Source organism: bacterium, assembly GCA_022616075.1.
In the GTDB taxonomy this organism is placed as follows: domain Bacteria; phylum Acidobacteriota; class HRBIN11; order JAKEFK01; family JAKEFK01; genus JAKEFK01.
Genome location: JAKEFK010000211.1, coordinates 39,278 through 55,520, shown reverse-complemented (window position 1 = coordinate 55,520; position 16,243 = coordinate 39,278). Strand labels below are relative to the sequence as shown.

General features: G+C 46.3%; 15 protein-coding genes and 1 pseudogene. 8 read left to right on the top strand and 8 right to left on the bottom strand.

The window, feature by feature from the left end; all coding sequences use genetic code 11:
- Nucleotides 1-3: 3 nt before the first annotated feature.
- The 5 genes and pseudogenes from L0156_17180 to L0156_17160 form a co-directional block, all read right to left on the bottom strand.
- Nucleotides 4-2,526 carry a fused MFS/spermidine synthase gene (locus L0156_17180; protein ID MCI0604722.1) on the bottom strand — a complete coding sequence of 841 codons (2,523 nt, stop codon included), beginning with the start codon at nt 2,524-2,526 and terminating at the stop codon, nt 4-6.
- A gap of 24 nt (nt 2,527-2,550) precedes the next feature.
- On the bottom strand, nt 2,551-4,410 hold the full coding sequence (locus tag L0156_17175) for an O-antigen ligase family protein (GenBank protein MCI0604721.1): 1,860 nt from the start codon (nt 4,408-4,410) through the stop codon (nt 2,551-2,553).
- Complete coding sequence (locus L0156_17170; GenBank protein ID MCI0604720.1) at nt 4,410-4,889, bottom strand: type II secretion system GspH family protein; 480 nt, start codon at nt 4,887-4,889, stop codon at nt 4,410-4,412. Before L0156_17170 ends, L0156_17175 begins: the two co-directional genes overlap by 1 nt.
- A 71-nt stretch (nt 4,890-4,960) precedes the next feature.
- Nucleotides 4,961-5,278 (bottom strand): type II secretion system protein GspG, encoded by a 318-nt coding sequence (locus L0156_17165; GenBank protein MCI0604719.1) that lies wholly within the window; start codon nt 5,276-5,278, stop codon nt 4,961-4,963.
- Nucleotides 5,279-5,329: 51 nt separating this feature from the next.
- A pseudogene (locus L0156_17160) lies at nt 5,330-5,422 on the bottom strand (prepilin-type N-terminal cleavage/methylation domain-containing protein).
- Nucleotides 5,423-5,749: 327 nt separating this feature from the next.
- Between L0156_17160 and L0156_17155 the strand changes: the two are divergent.
- The 6 genes from L0156_17155 (at nt 5,750) to mqnC (ending at nt 12,466) form a co-directional block, all read left to right on the top strand.
- Nucleotides 5,750-6,109 carry a tetratricopeptide repeat protein gene (locus L0156_17155; protein MCI0604718.1) on the top strand — a complete coding sequence of 120 codons (360 nt, stop codon included), beginning with the start codon at nt 5,750-5,752 and terminating at the stop codon, nt 6,107-6,109.
- 57 nt (nt 6,110-6,166) lie between these two features.
- Nucleotides 6,167-6,862 carry a hypothetical protein gene (locus tag L0156_17150; protein ID MCI0604717.1) on the top strand — a complete coding sequence of 232 codons (696 nt, stop codon included), beginning with the start codon at nt 6,167-6,169 and terminating at the stop codon, nt 6,860-6,862.
- Between the two features lie 12 nt (nt 6,863-6,874).
- Nucleotides 6,875-9,913 (top strand): hypothetical protein, encoded by a 3,039-nt coding sequence (locus tag L0156_17145; protein ID MCI0604716.1) that lies wholly within the window; start codon nt 6,875-6,877, stop codon nt 9,911-9,913.
- An 8-nt stretch (nt 9,914-9,921) separates the two neighbouring features.
- On the top strand, nt 9,922-10,554 hold the full coding sequence (locus L0156_17140; GenBank protein ID MCI0604715.1) for a hypothetical protein: 633 nt from the start codon (nt 9,922-9,924) through the stop codon (nt 10,552-10,554).
- Between the two features lie 68 nt (nt 10,555-10,622).
- Nucleotides 10,623-11,402, top strand: a complete 780-nt coding sequence (locus tag L0156_17135) for a menaquinone biosynthesis protein (protein MCI0604714.1) — start codon at nt 10,623-10,625, stop codon at nt 11,400-11,402.
- A complete protein-coding gene (gene mqnC, locus L0156_17130) occupies nt 11,393-12,466 on the top strand; it encodes a dehypoxanthine futalosine cyclase (GenBank protein MCI0604713.1) in 1,074 nt (357 codons plus the stop codon). The genes L0156_17135 and mqnC overlap by 10 nt, the downstream gene beginning before the upstream one ends.
- A 54-nt stretch (nt 12,467-12,520) precedes the next feature.
- On the opposite strand, the gene L0156_17125 is transcribed toward mqnC, so the two are convergent.
- From L0156_17125 to ssb, 3 genes are all read right to left on the bottom strand, one after another.
- Nucleotides 12,521-12,928 (bottom strand): GxxExxY protein, encoded by a 408-nt coding sequence (locus tag L0156_17125; GenBank protein ID MCI0604712.1) that lies wholly within the window; start codon nt 12,926-12,928, stop codon nt 12,521-12,523.
- Between the two features lie 38 nt (nt 12,929-12,966).
- On the bottom strand, nt 12,967-13,698 hold the full coding sequence (locus tag L0156_17120) for a 1-acyl-sn-glycerol-3-phosphate acyltransferase (GenBank protein ID MCI0604711.1): 732 nt from the start codon (nt 13,696-13,698) through the stop codon (nt 12,967-12,969).
- 149 nt (nt 13,699-13,847) lie between these two features.
- Nucleotides 13,848-14,231 carry a single-stranded DNA-binding protein gene (gene ssb, locus L0156_17115; protein MCI0604710.1) on the bottom strand — a complete coding sequence of 128 codons (384 nt, stop codon included), beginning with the start codon at nt 14,229-14,231 and terminating at the stop codon, nt 13,848-13,850.
- 256 nt (nt 14,232-14,487) lie between these two features.
- Here ssb and L0156_17110 point away from each other — a divergent pair, with 256 nt between their 5' ends.
- Complete coding sequence (locus L0156_17110) at nt 14,488-14,970, top strand: ribosome maturation factor RimP (protein MCI0604709.1); 483 nt, start codon at nt 14,488-14,490, stop codon at nt 14,968-14,970.
- A gap of 2 nt (nt 14,971-14,972) precedes the next feature.
- The gene (nusA, locus tag L0156_17105) at nt 14,973-16,241 is read left to right on the top strand and encodes a transcription termination factor NusA (protein MCI0604708.1); all 1,269 of its coding nucleotides are present in this window, start codon (nt 14,973-14,975) and stop codon (nt 16,239-16,241) included.
- Nucleotides 16,242-16,243: the final 2 nt, after the last annotated feature.

The window sequence follows — 16,243 nt, the reverse complement described above, 5'->3', positions numbered from 1 at the left end:
AGATTAGAACTGTTTCTGATAATATTCAACAGGCTCCCGGTCTATCCCATTTTTCTGTATGGCATCCGCAAACGCCTTTCTGGCTTCTGCAGGCTTACCGCCGACAAAGTATAACTGGCCAACCAGATTTGCTTCAGTAGCCTGATAAAAGCGCTCATAGTTTACATGGTTCAGGAGATCGGGGGAAGAGAGATAGGCATAGACAGGCTCCCTGGCTTTCAATAAATCGCGGAAATTGAACCACCAGGAAAGTTGTCTATTAACAATGCGTGAACTTTCATACTCAACGGACAGGCGATCATCTATGTGAGGCTCGGCGTCGCCCGTATAAAGCTTCAATCCCTTCATTCCAAACAGGAAATGATCCAGGAAATACAATTCATTAAATAAGGTGACACTTCTCAAATCCTGAGAGACGGAAGGGATGCCGAAAGCATCTTGAATATCTGCGATAGAAATCCCGCGGGCTTGTTTCCGGCCTGTAACGATGATGTAAGGATTGATTGTGGAATTCACATACCAGACGCAGGAATCTTCAAAGACATCGGAAAAGGCCTTCAGAATCTCCTGCAGATTTTGTTGCGCAACCGAATAGATCGGAATCCATTGAGAATGCACTCCGCCCGGATTCAGTTGTTGGTAGACGAGCTCATAATAATCTTTTGTGTATAAAGAACCGTTGCCGGAATAGCGAGGATGGATGGAATCTGAAAGAATCACATCATAGGTTTTGGTAGTGTTTTGCAGATAGCTTCGCCCATCGAAGTAAATCACATTCAATCGGCCGGATCTGGCTACACGATGATTTACCGACTCGAAGTAGTTGTCCGCATTGCGAACGACACCCGGTGAAATCTCAACAACAGTGATCTTGCTGTTTGGGTAAAGAGACGCCGAATAAGCCGTCCCGCCACTCCCAAATCCGATATGTAAGATCTCTTTCTTTTTTGACGGTCCGAATAAAATGATCGGAACATGAGCCTGCATTTTTTGAATTGTGATCAGGTTGGGAGAAGTTCCGGCCACATTTACGCCGTTCACGGATAGAGAACGGTAACGTGTTCCCAAATGGATTCGCGTTTCCACTGTTATCGTGGCTGTAGGATCCTCTTCCACATGCAAGAGTTCAGGAGTTGTATCGGAGTGAAAAATGCCCGCGCTCCTGATAACATTCAAGCGACTTTGCAAAGTTATCGAAATGGCGAGAAACAGAATCAGAGCTGCTGTGGCGAGCCACTTGTGGTGGCCGGCGATCCTGATTTCTCCGGAATACAGAAAGATCGCAATGAATCCCAGGAGAAGATTTCCTCCCGCCAAAACCAGAAGAGAAAGCTGAGTGCCGAACAAAGGGAGTAATACAAATCCTGCAAGAATGGAACCAAAGATACCCCCTATTGTGTTGTAGCTATAGCTAAGTCCAACCGCTTCCTGGATCGTCTTTCCTTGTTTCCACATCCAAGTGACCACAAGAGGAAACAAAGCTCCGGATAGAAATGTCGGCAAGAACAGCAGTTGTACCGCCGCGATAAACAGGATGGTGAACTGCGTTGTGACGGTTAACCCTCCAAAAGGCTGAGCAAGTCTCAGAAGAGTATTGGGGAGATTTGCAAACTGCACCATCTGTAAAAGAATGGAGAAGGCCCAGGCTGTTTGAATGATGGCAAAATGCGATACAGGCGATCTGGCGCTCGACGCCAGCCATTTTCCGGATACAAAGCTACCTGAGCTGATCCCGATTAGGAAAACAGCAAGCATGATTGCATATGCATAGACGCTGCTTCCCAGATGCAGAACCAGCAACCGTGTCCATAACACTTCATAGCCGATTGCCAGCAATCCGGAAATCCCATATAGCCAGAGCAGTCGATTTTTCTCCTTTGAATTTGGCGCCACCTGTACGACTCCATGACCGCGCGTTTTCCCAGCGAGATAACAAACCAGGCCCACTATCACGTTCAACATAACGCCAACATGAACGGTTGCCTGGAGTCCAAGATTGGGAATCAGGATGAATGCAGAAACTAAAATTCCGAAAACCGCGCCTGTGGTGTTGACTGCATAGAGTAAACCGCTTCCGGTCGTCACATTTTTTTCGGATATCAAATGATGACTGAGCAACGGCAGAGTCGCTCCCATCAATGAAGTCGGAATCAATAACACCAGAAAAGCGAGAGCGAAGGTCACCAGATTGTATATAAATGTTTGTGGGCCAACAAGATTGAAAATCCATGCGAAGGGAATCTTGAATCCGGAATACATGTATGGAAATGAAATGGCAAACAGTCCGATTCCAATTTCTATCAGCCCGTAGGTTTTCAAGGATGTTATGTAGAGCCGTGGAAATTTCGTGGAAATCCTGCTTCCAAAAGAGAGTCCGAACATGAAAGCTGCCACGACAGCGGCGGTTGCATAGGTCGTACTGCCAAAGAGCAGGTTCAAATACTTCAGCCAGACAACTTGATACAGGAGGGCGGCAAAACCGGAGCTGAAGAAGAATAAGTAAATCAGAGCTGTGGAAAGCTGCATAATGTTGCGCGGTTCATTTGCCGATTAACCGGCTTTTAGTAGATCTTCAACTCTCTTTTTCTTTTGCTCGTTCACTTCCAGAAGTGAACGTATATAAGAAGATGAGGTATTGGCGGCCTCGTTCCGGAAGCGTTTATTGTAATTCAAAAATGCCAAATACTCTTTCCGGGCTTCTTCTGAACTATTCCTGGATAATAGAACCTCCGCAAGAAACAGGCGGGCATTCAGGAATGCAGGCTCCCTTTCCAATGTCTTTCTCAGTTCTATTTCAGCAAGCCCTTGCCGGTTGAAACGATACAAAAAGGAAGCATATTCAAGCCTCAGAAATACATTGTGTGGATTCCAATCCAGGGCAGTTTGATACGAAGAAACCACGCCCGAGTAAAAGCCAAGATTCAAATCTTTTTCCAGCAGCACCCTGTATATCCGGGCCCTGTAAAGATAGAACTCATATTCGAGAGGGTTCAGTTGAATGGCTTCCTCTATCAGTTTGAGAAGATTCAACCATTTATGCGTGTCCAAATTCGGTCTTGAATCGACAATCTTGCGAATAAAAACGAACTTGTAATACGGTTGATAAGGGTTATACTGGACCGCACTTGCAAGATGCTTGTCCGTTTCTTGCGGAGTGCTTGATTTCAGTGCACGATAGAATTCCCTGTCCGCCTGAAAGGGAAGGAAGACTCCGAAAACGTATACCAGAAAGCATCCTAGTGGTATCAGAATTCTCCCTGGCCGCTCAAAAGAGATGAGCTTGAATTCGTTTTTGTTTTCCGAAAGACAGAATACCAGCAAAAACATCAGAAGATAGATGACTGATGTATTTTCCAATGGAACAGAAAAAAGACAGGTCAATGTGATGATCAACCAGGCAAGGCCGGGATAGAAAAATCGCGCCGAAATCTTTCGTAAAGAAAAGTACAAACTGAACCAGCCGAATAGAAACGAGACAAGTCCAAGGAAACCTGTTTCAGCGAGAATTTCAACGTACTGGCTATCTGCGGATCGTGCGATTCGTCCATAACGCCCGACCTCCGCATCTGTAGGAAAGTTGTAAATGCGAGCACGGTATTCCAACATTCCTAGTCCAATCCCAAAATACGGGTCTGCGGCGACACCCTTCAAAGAACTTTTCCATATCTTCCAGCGGTAGTATTTCAACGGATCGTCCTGGTAACGAAATCTCAAGGCTACGAGAATTCCGCTGATCACCAGAAGGGAAATCAGGAAGGTTTTGACCGTTTTGCCCGGTTTTTGATGAAAAAACGCAACGATAGCAACCGACAAGCTTGCAACAAAGATTCCGCGTGAAAAGGTCAATGCAACGCTCAGAAGCAGAAGGCTCAACAAAGTGGCGACAAGAATCTTACGTCTGCGACTAATGGCATGTTCAAAACAAAAAATCCCAAAGCAAAGCAGCATCAATCCGAAGGTGCCATATTCATTAGGGTTCAGAAAGGAAGCGCTGACGCGGCCAGGATCCGTCGGGTAATGTATGAGAATTGCCACAATGGTGCTGATTGCCCCGGCGACAAAAATATGAACAGAATAGGATTCAAAACTCTCCTTCTCCTCTTGGATCAGTGTAGAAAGAAGTGTTGCCCAGGATGCGGCAGCTATGAAGTCCCATAATTTTAAAAATGCTGCGTATTTGTACGGGCTAAAAACCGTGCTGATCACGAGAAGGATGAGAAAAGGAAAGAAGTAGATTAAGAAGCGGGATACCCAAATGCGTGAATAGAATAGCGCAGCGGCCGCTAATCCAAATAAGGTGATCGAATGAAAACAAAAGAGCCCTGTGGAAGTCTTTCCACCTTCAAAAAAAGGAAATAGAACAAAGATTGCAAGAACAGGAAGAAGGGAAATTGTTCTGGATACAATCACTAGCTAGGCGAACAAACGAATAATCCGTCAGAAATAGCTATATCTTCATTGTAGTTGAACCAGGTTGCGGGAGTTAGACAGACATCGAGTATTCCATTCTTAGCATAAGAAATCACTGTATAGCTCGTTGGAGTGGGAAGAGGCGGTGCAACATAGCGCATATCAAATTTCCAGGAATCCTGGTCATGTAGCGCCGAAACGGCATAAGGAACAAGCTGGTTATGAATGGTTGATACAAGAACCCCGGGGGCGCCGGTTCCGGCCGGAAACGTTCCTATCTCAGCGACATAAGCACCAAGTGCATTTCCCCACGCGCGAAGTTCGCCAACAGTGGCGCGTTGTTTGGCACGATGCGTTGCATCCAGCATGTTAGGAATGAGTATCGCCATCAGTATACCAATGATGACGAGAACGATCATCAATTCGACCAAACTGAAGCCGTTTTTTCTAAGTTGATGTCCTAGATTTCCTTTCCTCATTCACTTCTCCCCCTAAAAAAAAAACAGGTAGTCCCTCCACTCGGAGGGACCACAAAACCGTTGAAAAGACCTTATTGCTGGCTTCCTTCAGGATACCCAGTGAAAAGACCTTGCGAGAAAACTATGTCGTTGTTGAAGTTTGTTGTCGAACCAACAAAGTAGCCATGGTCCGCCAAATCCTTACCGTAACTTTCCACAGAGTATGCCTGCGGAGAGCTTGTTGGGGATGACAGGTAGTCGTAATTCTGGTTCCAAGCATCCACCAATGGCACCTGTTGTATGTACCTTGGTTCAACGTTAGTTTGAATTGTTGATAACGCAGATCCTCCCGCCGGATATTTGTTATTATCAACCGCGTAAGATTCTACCGCTGTGCCGACTGCGCGCATATCCGCCATTGTTCTCTTCTGTCTGCCACGCTGAATAGCATTCAGAAGGTTAGGGATGGCGATCGCGGCAATGATACCGATAATGGCCACCACGATCAGCAACTCGATCAAGGTGAATCCTTCCTTTTTTAGCCTAATCTTCATTCTACCTCCTTTAGACTTAAGCTTGTTTCCTTCTTTCCTGCAAGTTTAGTGCCATAATTCAGCGGCCAGCACATTTGTAGAAACCCTTTCCATATCAATAGGTTAACGGTTTCGAGGTTATCATAGGCAACTGCGAAAATCAAATTAGTGTCAACCGGGCAGTGACGTTTTTTGTTACCGCCGTCCCAATCGGTCAATAGGATTGCCCGGTTTGAATTGTTTGAACCTTTTTAAACTTTTGAACGTCTTGAACGTTGAACCTGAAAGTTTGCTTTCTTGCACGCCTCTCACAAAATACCTATAATTTTTTTCCAGATAGTGGGACGGATGCAAAAAACCAAAGTTCCTACCACAGTTTTTCTTTCCATTCTATTACTTTGCTCTTCTTTCAGCTTTGCAGAAGTCAGTGAAGAAGTTAAAGGACAAATCAAGTATGGTGTTCGAGCCGCAAAGGAAGATCATTGGGACGAAGCAATATATCGATGGCGAAAAGCCTTACAACTCGATCCTAACAATCTGATGGCACATAACAATCTGGCAGTTGCTTATGAACAATTGGGAGAATACGAACTGGCGTTGGAGGAATACCAGATAGCTTACCGGTTGGACAGTCAGAACCAGAACGTCAAAAACAATCTGGATCGATTTCGAGATTTTTACCGGAAGTATCAGCGTCAAAAAGAATAACTGGACTGCAGCATTTTCCTGTAGTTCCTATAGGAATAAGGAATCCCCCCGAAGAATATGCGACAGATCATAGTGGTACTTTTCTTGTTTTCCTTCCTGTTCTTTAACTCAATCGATTGTCCTGCCGGAACCTCAGAAGTCCAGATCATGGCTCCGCTTCGACCGAAGTATGTAGCCAAAGGTTACCGCAAGATTTACATTGCCGACTTTGTCGTATCCGGACAGCGTGACGTCGATCATGAGATCCCGATCAATGTAAACAAAGAAATTAAAGAAACACTCAAGTCCGAGTTTGCGGACCGTAGTTCATACGAGATCGAAGAATTAAAAATCGAAATTCCTCCCGATCGAAAACCGGAAGACGTTTTGAAGGATCCCTCTTTCTGGCAAGCGATGGATATCAAAGATCGTGATACGAGTCTCATCGTTGCTGGAGCCGTGGAGTTCTCCAACCACGAGAAAGGAGGACTGGTAACGGAACGTGTGACCAATCCCCGCACGGGAACTCAAAGAATCGTTACTTCCTCTCGCGAACGCCTTCAGCTTGTTTTAGGAATTAACCTCGTTTTGATCGAGGCAAAGACCGGACAAAAACTATTCGAAGAGACTTTTAAGGAAGAAGAGATCTACGATGACATCAGTAATGTGAGCTTACCGCTCTTCTACGACCTCTTTGAAAGAATCGCTCCCAAGATTGTCGGAGTTCTGGTGCCCTACCGGGTGGCCGGGTCCCGCACCTTGTTAGAACCTTAGATGAGGTGAATCATGGTTCAGAAAATTGCAATAACCCTCCTGATTCTATTTACAGCTTCCGCAGTTCAGGCGCAACTTGTTCCTTACTACGGAAAAAACAACGTCAAATACGACAATTTCGATTGGAAGACTTACAAAACGCCACACTTCGAAATTTTCTTTTACCCACAGTCAGAAGCTCATTTGCAGCGAGTGGCAAGCATGGCTGAATCCGCGTATGACAAAATCAGCGCCGATCTACAGCACGACATTGAATTCAAAATTCCCCTGATCTTTTTCAAAACTCAAAGTGAATTCGAACAGGTGAATTATCTCCAGATTTCCGAAGGAATCCTGGGCGCGGCTGAACCGGTATATAACAGGATGGCTTTCGCGATTGATCAGCCCTCCGATCAATTGCAGGAACTGATCATCCATGAGCTCGCTCACGTTTTTGAATTCTCTATGTTATTTGGAGGAATGATTTCACCCGTTCTAAAGCAATCTCCTCCACTCTGGGTTATGGAAGGTTTTGCCGAGTATCAAACGGGAGTTTGGGATCCAACCGATTTGATGATTGTTCGTGACGCTGTGATGACGGAGCGGTTGCCGTTTCTAAGCGTAGAAGAAGACCTGATTGCTCCAGGCGGAGTTGAGTTAGGGCGCGCTCCTTACAACGTCGGCCATGCTGCGTTTGAATTTATGGAGGAAAAATACGGAGATGCTGCTGTCCGCCAGTTCTGGTTTTATTTAAAGAAAGCCACGCTACTCGGATCCGAAGATGTGATCTATTCCGCTCTGGGAGTGAAAGAAGAAACGTTCAATGAACAATTCGCTAATTACTTAAGAGAGCGTTTTAAAGACTACAGAGATCGCCAGTCTCCGATTGATTATGGGAAGGAGATCACTCTTCCAAGCAAGTATCATCAAATCTTTTCGCAAGCTCCTTCTCCGGACGGACGTGAATTCGTTATCATGACGGCAAACCGGGAGGATTACGAGTTTGACATACTGAAGATCGACGCCACCGGGAAGGTTCTTGATAATCTCACGGGCGGGTTCACTTCCAGTTATGACTATCTGACAACGGATTCTTACAGATTTGATGGTCGCAATCTGTCATGGACCGGCCAGCGGATTGCGTTTTTTGCTCGAACCGGAAAACGACGTTCTTTGATCGTAATCGATGCGTCGGATGGAGACCGTCTCAAAAAAATCAAGCTATCCATTGATCAGGCCGGCTCGCCTTCGCTATCTCCTGATGGCCGCACGGTGTTAATCACCGGTTTGGTAAACGGTCAACCGGATCTTTTTGTTGTGGATGTTGAGACCGAAGCCATCAAAAATCTGACCAACAATTCACTGTTTGAAAAAACTCCCATGTGGTCTGCTGATGGAAAATGGATTTTCTATACATCCCGTATCCGATCCAGGGATCAGATCATGAGGATGAATCCAGCAAATCCGAATCAGGTCGAACAACTTACGTTCAACGAATATGATTCTACGAGCCCTTACTACGATCAGACAACAAACAGCGTTTATTACTCTGCCAACCGGAATGGCGTTTACAATCTATACCGGCTGGATTTGAATACCGGCGATAAAGTTCAATATACGGATGTGATCGGTGGAAATTTCAGTCCAGTTTCCTTGAAGGATCAGGGAAAGGATCGGATCGCCTTCACCTCCTTCTTTAAGGGTCAATACCGGTTTTTTGTAATGGATCTTCCCACGGCAGTGGCGGTGATTCCTAAAGGGACAGAAACCGATGAGGGAAGTACAAAAACAACCGCCGAGCAGCTTTCGGCGGCACTGGGTGTTCCCAAGGGCGAGACTGTGCAGGGAAGTTTTTCCCAGGACACCGATTTCCGTCCGACAAAACAGCTTGCCATCGACCAAAGCAAGATTGCCGATAAGAAGTTCCGGGTCTTGATCGCGGGTCGTCCCAGCGTAATCACCGGTGTTTCAGGCGATACGTTTGCTGTGGCTTCTGGGATAGTGTTGCAGGACATTCTGGGAGATCAGGAATTTCGTTTTTTCACGAGCCGTATTCGTGGATTCCAATCTTATAACGTAGGGTATCTCGATCTTCGGCATCGTTTTCAGTATCTGTCCGATTTCATTTTCGATGACGACTTTTTCTTTGCTCCCTTGCCGGGTCCGGTAGCGGAGGATGTAGGTTTCGGCGTTGATATTGTTCGCTCCCGCATTTACGGTGGACGAATCATTTCACAGTATCCATTCAGCCGTTTTTATCGCGCCGAATTTAGCGCGGGGATTTTTGATCTTTCGCAGAAGTTCTATAATCCCGCGGTCCAGGATGCGTACGAACGACATCTTGCAGAAACAGGCCAGGCAGATGCTCTTGCGCGTGGTGGATACATACCTCTGGGTGTTGCTCTTGTGGGTGAAACAACTCGTTTCCGAGAATTTGGACCGCTCAGCGGATTCACATTCCGGCTGTCATTCGGATATGCTCCTTCGATATCGGACGATTGGGTCTCCCGTACGATCTATGAATTGGATGTGCGGAAGTACTTCCGCGTTCATGGAAGATCTGTTCTTGCTTTTCGCGGACGCGGTTTCCATACAAACGGGGACGATCCTGTGATTTTTAGTTTTGGTGGCGGACAGGACATCCGTGGATTTGATTTCCGTGAGATCATCGGAACCAGCGGTGGTATCGGAAATGCGGAATTCCGTTTTGCGCTCTGGCCGAATCCACGCGTTCCCATCCTTGGACAATTGCGTGGCAAAGTCTTTGTCGATTACTTTAGAGCTTCTTTTAGTACACATGAAGACTCGCTGCTTGCTTTGCCTCAAGACAACCTTATTGTAGATCTTGTTGACGGACGTCTGTTTGCATTGGATCTGGAAGAGGGAGCCGGATCCATCGGGGCTGGATTCACCATTTTTGCAGGCGGGCTCCCATTTAATTTTGATTTTTCAAAAGTCTACGGTCAGGGCATATTTTTCAATGCGGATCGTACGATTGATCTTTCAAAACCGAGAGAAAGAAAATTCACTGATGGAATACAGTTTGATTTCTCGATAGCATACGACTTCTAGGCGGTTGAATGAAGAAACGCTTCTGGATTGCTCTTGTACCACTTCTATTCGTTGCTGCTACTTATCAATCGCGCTTTGTGAACCACACTTTGAAATTTGATAATCCAGCGGTAACGGATCTACTGAGTCCAATTTCGGGAGCGTGGGAGGTTGTGACACCACCTAAAATCAATCAACCGGTTCTCAGTCAGTCTGTGAAATATGCCGACTATCCGAAGGTTTTGATGAAAGACCGGGATTACTTCGATTTTGAAGTTTCGACAAAAATCTATATCAGCAGCGAAAACCAGGACACGCAAGCAGGAGGACTCATCCTTCGCTACAGAAATCTCTACAGTTTCTATATGCTGTTTCTGAATTCAAAGGATCAGCGATTGACTTTAACTCGGGCAAGTCGAGGGGGTATTAAAGTGCTTGAGCGGGTCAATCATGCGTTTACACCGGATCGCTGGTATGAATTGAAAGCGGTGTGTTACCTCGACAGACTGAAAGCGTACGTGGATGGTCAACTGATCATAGATGCGGAAGATGAGGTTAGCACCGGTGGCAAAGTCGGCCTGGTTACCGCCGGCACAAGTCTTGTGTATTTTGAGAGTTTGCAAGTAAAATCCGAAGTTTTCGAAGTCGTGGCCGGTAAATAGCGTCTTCGCGTCAGCGCGTTTCCGGGTCTTCGCGTCATTACGCGGTGACGCAAAGACGCGCAAACGCGATGACGATACGAATTGCGGCCATACGCTACATCAATACTCTTCCCCTGGTTTATGGCCTGGAGTTTAATCCTGATTTGGAGCTGACATTCGAAACTCCTTCGCGGTGTTACGAAATGCTTCTGCAAGACGAAGTGGACGTTGCCCTGATTCCGATTATCGGCACACAGCTCAGTACAGAAATCCGCGCCATCAAAGGTCTAGGGATTGCTGCAACTAACCGGACGGAGTCTGTTTATTTATTTGCAACCAAACCGTTAGATCGGTTAAGGACCGTGATTGGGGATCCTTCCTCTTTGACTTCGGTGCTGTTGTCAAAAATCATTCTGAATGAAAAATACAAAAATAAGCCAAGATTTCTCTCCGGCTCGATCGATAACATTCATGAAGTTTTAAGGCAATATGATGCGGCTCTGATTATAGGTGACGAGGCTATTCTGACCGATAAGAGCGACTACGACCACTATGATCTGGCGACGGAATGGTATTCCATTACCGGATTTCCTTTCGTTTTTGCTGTATGGGCAAGCAAAAGGATTCTGTCTCATGAAGAGAAGGAAATATTTCACAATGCTTACCAGCAGGCGACGCAAAATTGGGAAGGCATCATTTATCGGGCAGCCAGTATGCTCGCAGTGGATGTCCCTTTTTTGAAGAGGTATTATAATGAGAATTTGCGCTATCATTTGGCGCGCAGTGATTACGAAGGATTGCTCCGGTTCCTTGTTCTTGCGGCCGATTTCGGGTATCTGCAAAAAGTGAGAAAAGACATATGGATGTAGTCGTAGAAAACAAAACATCTATTCTGGACAAAGTGTACAGGAATGAGCGGTTATCACAGGAGGATGCCGTTCAATTGTTTTTTTCCAGTGAACTTTTGGAAATCGGCATGGCGGCAGATTACGTACGGCACAAATTTCATTCCGGTCCCCGGGTTAGTTACATTGTGGACCGCAATATTAATTACACGAATGTTTGCTATGTGGAGTGTTCTTTTTGCGCGTTCTATCGCTCTTCTCTAGAATCGGATTCCTACTTGCATGGACTGGATCTACTGGACAAGAAAATCGAAGAGACAATTGCGCTTGGGGGCACTGGTATTTTGCTTCAAGGCGGGCTCCATCCTGAACTCAAATTGGAATGGTACGAAGGGCTTCTGCGCCATTTTAAAACGAAGTTTCCCTCCGTGTGGATTCATGGTTTTTCGCCCCCGGAAATCACAAACATTTGCAAAGTTTCAAAACTCCCTCTTCCCGTTGTGATGGAACGCCTGGGTGCTGCCGGACTGGATTCCTTGCCGGGTGGTGGCGGCGAAATATTGGTGGATCGCGTGCGAAAAATTATTTCTCCGCGCAAATGCATGACGGACGAATGGCTCGCCGTTCACGAGGAAGCACACCGGTTGAATCTACGTTCCAGCGCTACCATGATGTTTGGTCACGTTGAGAAACTGGAAGAACGAGCGGAACATTTACAACGAATTCGAGACTTGCAGGATCGCACTGGTGGATTCATGTCCTTTATCTGTTGGACGTTTCAACAGGAGAACACATTGTTGACTTGTCCCACTTCTACTGCAACAGATTTCTTGAAAACTCTCGCAATCTCAAGAATCTTTCTGGATAACATAGAAAACGTGCAGAGTTCCTGGCTCACTCAAGGATTAAAACTCGGCCAGGTTGCTCTTCAATTTGGCGCCAACGATATGGGTAGCGTCATGATTGAGGAGAATGTTGTTTCCGCTGCTGGAGCTCATTTTCAGGCTACCGAAGAAGATTTGCGCCGTCTGATCCGAGATGCGGGTTACGCTCCTTTCAAGCGGGACACCATCTACCGTCCCGTCTAAATAACGAACCTCTTTTTTGAACAGAAGGTCGCGAAGGACGCAAAGACAGATTTCTTACGTTGATTTGTCAGCACCCGCAAGAATTAAACGGCTGATGCCATGCTTTAGTAGCGTACTGTGAAAGTTGATTAGAAGCCCTACAGGAACGTCTAGTAACTTCATGTAGGTCAAAATCTGTGCTTTATGAATCGGAAGGATACTTTCAACAGCTTTAAGTTCCAGGATAAGACAGTCGTCAACATAAACGTCCATCTTGAGTTGTTCATCAAAGATTGCACCTTTGTATTCGAGCGGAATCCTTACTTCCGAAGCGCAATGGATTCCGGATAATTGCAGTTCACGTATTAAACATTTTTGATAAATCGATTCGATAAGACCTGGTCCCATTACTCGGTGAACTTCGATCGCCGCACCGATGACTCTTTTGCTTAGGCGATCAGCTTTCTTAAATTTCTGATGCATAAAATATTGTTTCCTTTGCGATCTTTGCGTGCTTCTGTTCAAAAAAGAGCCGAATTTACGCGGGTTTGGGCTTGTTGCAACAACTGCTCACGGTTTTCCAGACTGAGTCCGGTTGTTTCAATAGGATCGTGAAAAATTAACTCGACCTCTCCTCCATATAGGAGAATTGTGTCCGGCGGTAATGCCTGCTCCGCGCCAATCAAAGTAAAGGGAACTACCGGCGCTTGAGATTTGATTGCCAGGACAAATGCTCCCTTTTTGAATGGAAGCATGTTCGATTGCCGGCTCCGTGTGCCCTCCGGAAAAAGAATCACCGAATGGCCTGATCGGATTTCTGAAACAGCGCGGTCAATGCTTCGCGAAGAAGCTTCCGGATTGGACCGGTCTACTTCGATCATTCCCATTGTGCTTAACGCAAAAGATACCAGAGGAATACGGAAAGCTTCCTTCTTAATCAGGAACCTGACATCTCCGGGCACGGTCCGGAAAACCGCTGCGCCGTCCACATGACTTCTATGATTCCCCACATAGACATAGCCACGATTGTGATCCAGTTTCTCCAGTCCGCGCACTTTCAATCGAATTCCGCCCAGAAAGAGAACCATTTGGTCCAGCACTTTTGTCAAATAAAGAGCCAGTCGCGGATTCCCCATGATCCGGCAGTAGCTGAGAACCGGTATCCCCACGATGATCAAGTAAACAGCGATGAAGGAGCAGGCAAAGATCATGCGCGCGCCCGCCAGAAATCTATTGAATATTGCAGCTTGCATATTGCATAGTGTATTGCAAAATCTAAATTGCAAACTTCAAAGTGTTTGTCGTGGATCGCTTTAAGAGGCATGCAACAAGCAAATTTGCAATCTGCGGTATTTCAAGCCCGTGCTTTCGCCGTAATAATTGACTTGGCAATCTTCAATAGTCAGAATGGCTCAGGATCCGAGTCTTCTCCTTGAACCTCCTTGGGTCGCTCTGATCCATTCAATTTGCCGATCAGACGCATCCCTTCCGCCACCACCTCCGTCCGGTAATGTTTCTGGCCAGTCCCATCAGTCCAGTTACGTGTATGCATTCTTCCCTCAATGAAAACCTGTCTCCCTTTCTTCAGGAATTCGCCACAGATTTCCGCGAGTCGTCCAAATGCAACGACTTGAAACCATTCCGTTTCATCGCGGATTTGTCCTTCTAACTTGTACCTTCTATTGGTTGCCATGCGGAACTGAGCGGTTTGCTTTCCGGATGGCAGATAGCGCACTTCGGGATCTGATCCTAAATGACCGAGCAAAAGTATTTTGTTCAACGACATTTGCTTTCCTCCTGCTCTTCGGCACTGCAAAGGGAGAGCCAGCACGCGCTCGTCTTACAGACAAGGGAACGCCAAAGCAAAGATTGCCAGCGATCCGTTTCTGCTTCCATTTCAGGAACTTAGCTGTGTCAAGTTGCGTTGGCAAAATGCCTGCGATGGTTTGCTTTTTAGGGAATGCAAAAGTATAATTACACTTCCAATCAGAATGCCTGTAAGTGGGCTACATGCCCACTTTATTTTTTGTTGCGAGGATTTTTTGACTTCCCTCAATGAAATTCAAGAAATTGCGACACGGATCGTTGAGTCGGAGGGCATAGATCTTGTGGATATCGAGTTTAAACCGGGGAGAAACCGTAGTTTGTTACGCATTTATATTGACAAGGAAGGTGGAGTTACTTTAAACGACTGTGAGAATGTTAGCCGGCAACTCGGCGCGGTTCTAGACGTAAAAGACTTGCTGAAGAGCGCTTATGTGCTGGAAGTGAGTTCACCCGGGCTGGATCGGCCGTTGCAAACCGACCGCGATTATCGACGAGCGATTGGCAGAATACTGAAGTTGAGTCTGATGGATGAGCAGGGAAAGATGGAAAGCGTAACCGGGAAATTGCTTGAGACGACCGAAGAGGAAGTGATTCTTGAGGAAGGTGGAAGGCCGAGAAATATTCCCCGGAGCATGGTCAAACGAGCTGTTCAGGACGTAATTCTTGGTCAGCCGAAAAAGAACAGGAAACGGAAATAACAATGAGTAACGAACTCATCTATCAAATTGAGCAGATCAGTCGCGAAAAAGGGATCAATCCTGATGAAATCGTTCACGCGATTGAAGATGCAATTCTGACGACTGCGAGAAAGCATTACAAGAATCAGGAGAACCTGATCGCGCGTTTGAATCGCGCGACAGGTCAAGTCGAACTCTTGCTTCAAAAGCTCGTTGTGGAAGTGGTCGGTGATCCGGAAACAGAAATCGAAATGGAGAAAGCGCTTGCGTTGAATCCGGAAGCAAAACCGGGAGATCGCGTCAATCTTCTTTTATCCAGCCGTCCGCTGGGAAGAATTGATGCTCAAACAGCCAAGCAGATCATTTTTCAGCGAGTGAAGGAAGCGGAGCGGAAGAAAGTCTACGATGAATACTCCAATCGTGTCGGAGAACTCCTCAACGGTATCGTTAAGAATTCGGAGAAAGGGGATCTCATCGTTGATCTGGGCACCGTTGAAGCGATTCTGCCTAAGTCCCAGCAGTCTGGTGTCGAACAGTATTCACGGGGAGATCGGATTCGTGCAGTGATTGTCCGCGTGCATCGTTTTTCCAATGATCCGCAAATCGTTCTGTCACGCACGGACATACGGTTACTGACTCGAGTGTTCGAATCAGAAATTCCTGAAATCTACGAAGGCACGATTACCATCAAAGCTGCCGTGCGCGAAGCCGGTGATCGTTCGAAGATAGCTGTGGCGACAACACACAAAGAGATTGATCCGGTAGGCGCTTGCGTCGGTATCAAGGGAACGCGAGTCCAATCCGTGATCAACGAACTGCATGGAGAAAGGATCGATATCATTGAATGGTCCGATGATATTATCAAGCTTGCTTCCAATGCCCTCAAACCGGCAAAAGTGGCTCAGGTGGGAATGGTCGATGATAAAGAGAAAAGACTGGAAATCGTTGTTGATAACGATCAGCTTTCACTCGCGATCGGGAAAAAAGGGCAGAACGTACGGCTTGCATCCAAACTGACCGGTTGGAAAATCGATATCAAGAGCCAGGATGAAAAGAAAAAAGAGCTGGCGGAGAATAACGCCCGTTTGGAAGCGTTTCGAAGTAAAATCACACAGCATCCCGAACTTGGGGAAAAGGCTCTTCAAGCACTAGAATCGGGAGGCTGGAACAATCTTGAAAAGATGAAGCAGATCCAGGCTGCTTCAGAAATTCCATCTCTTGAGCCGGAAACGGCGGAGCGTTTGTATCAGGAGATTCAGGATTTCGTAAATTCACAGGTGGCAGCAAAGTAGTC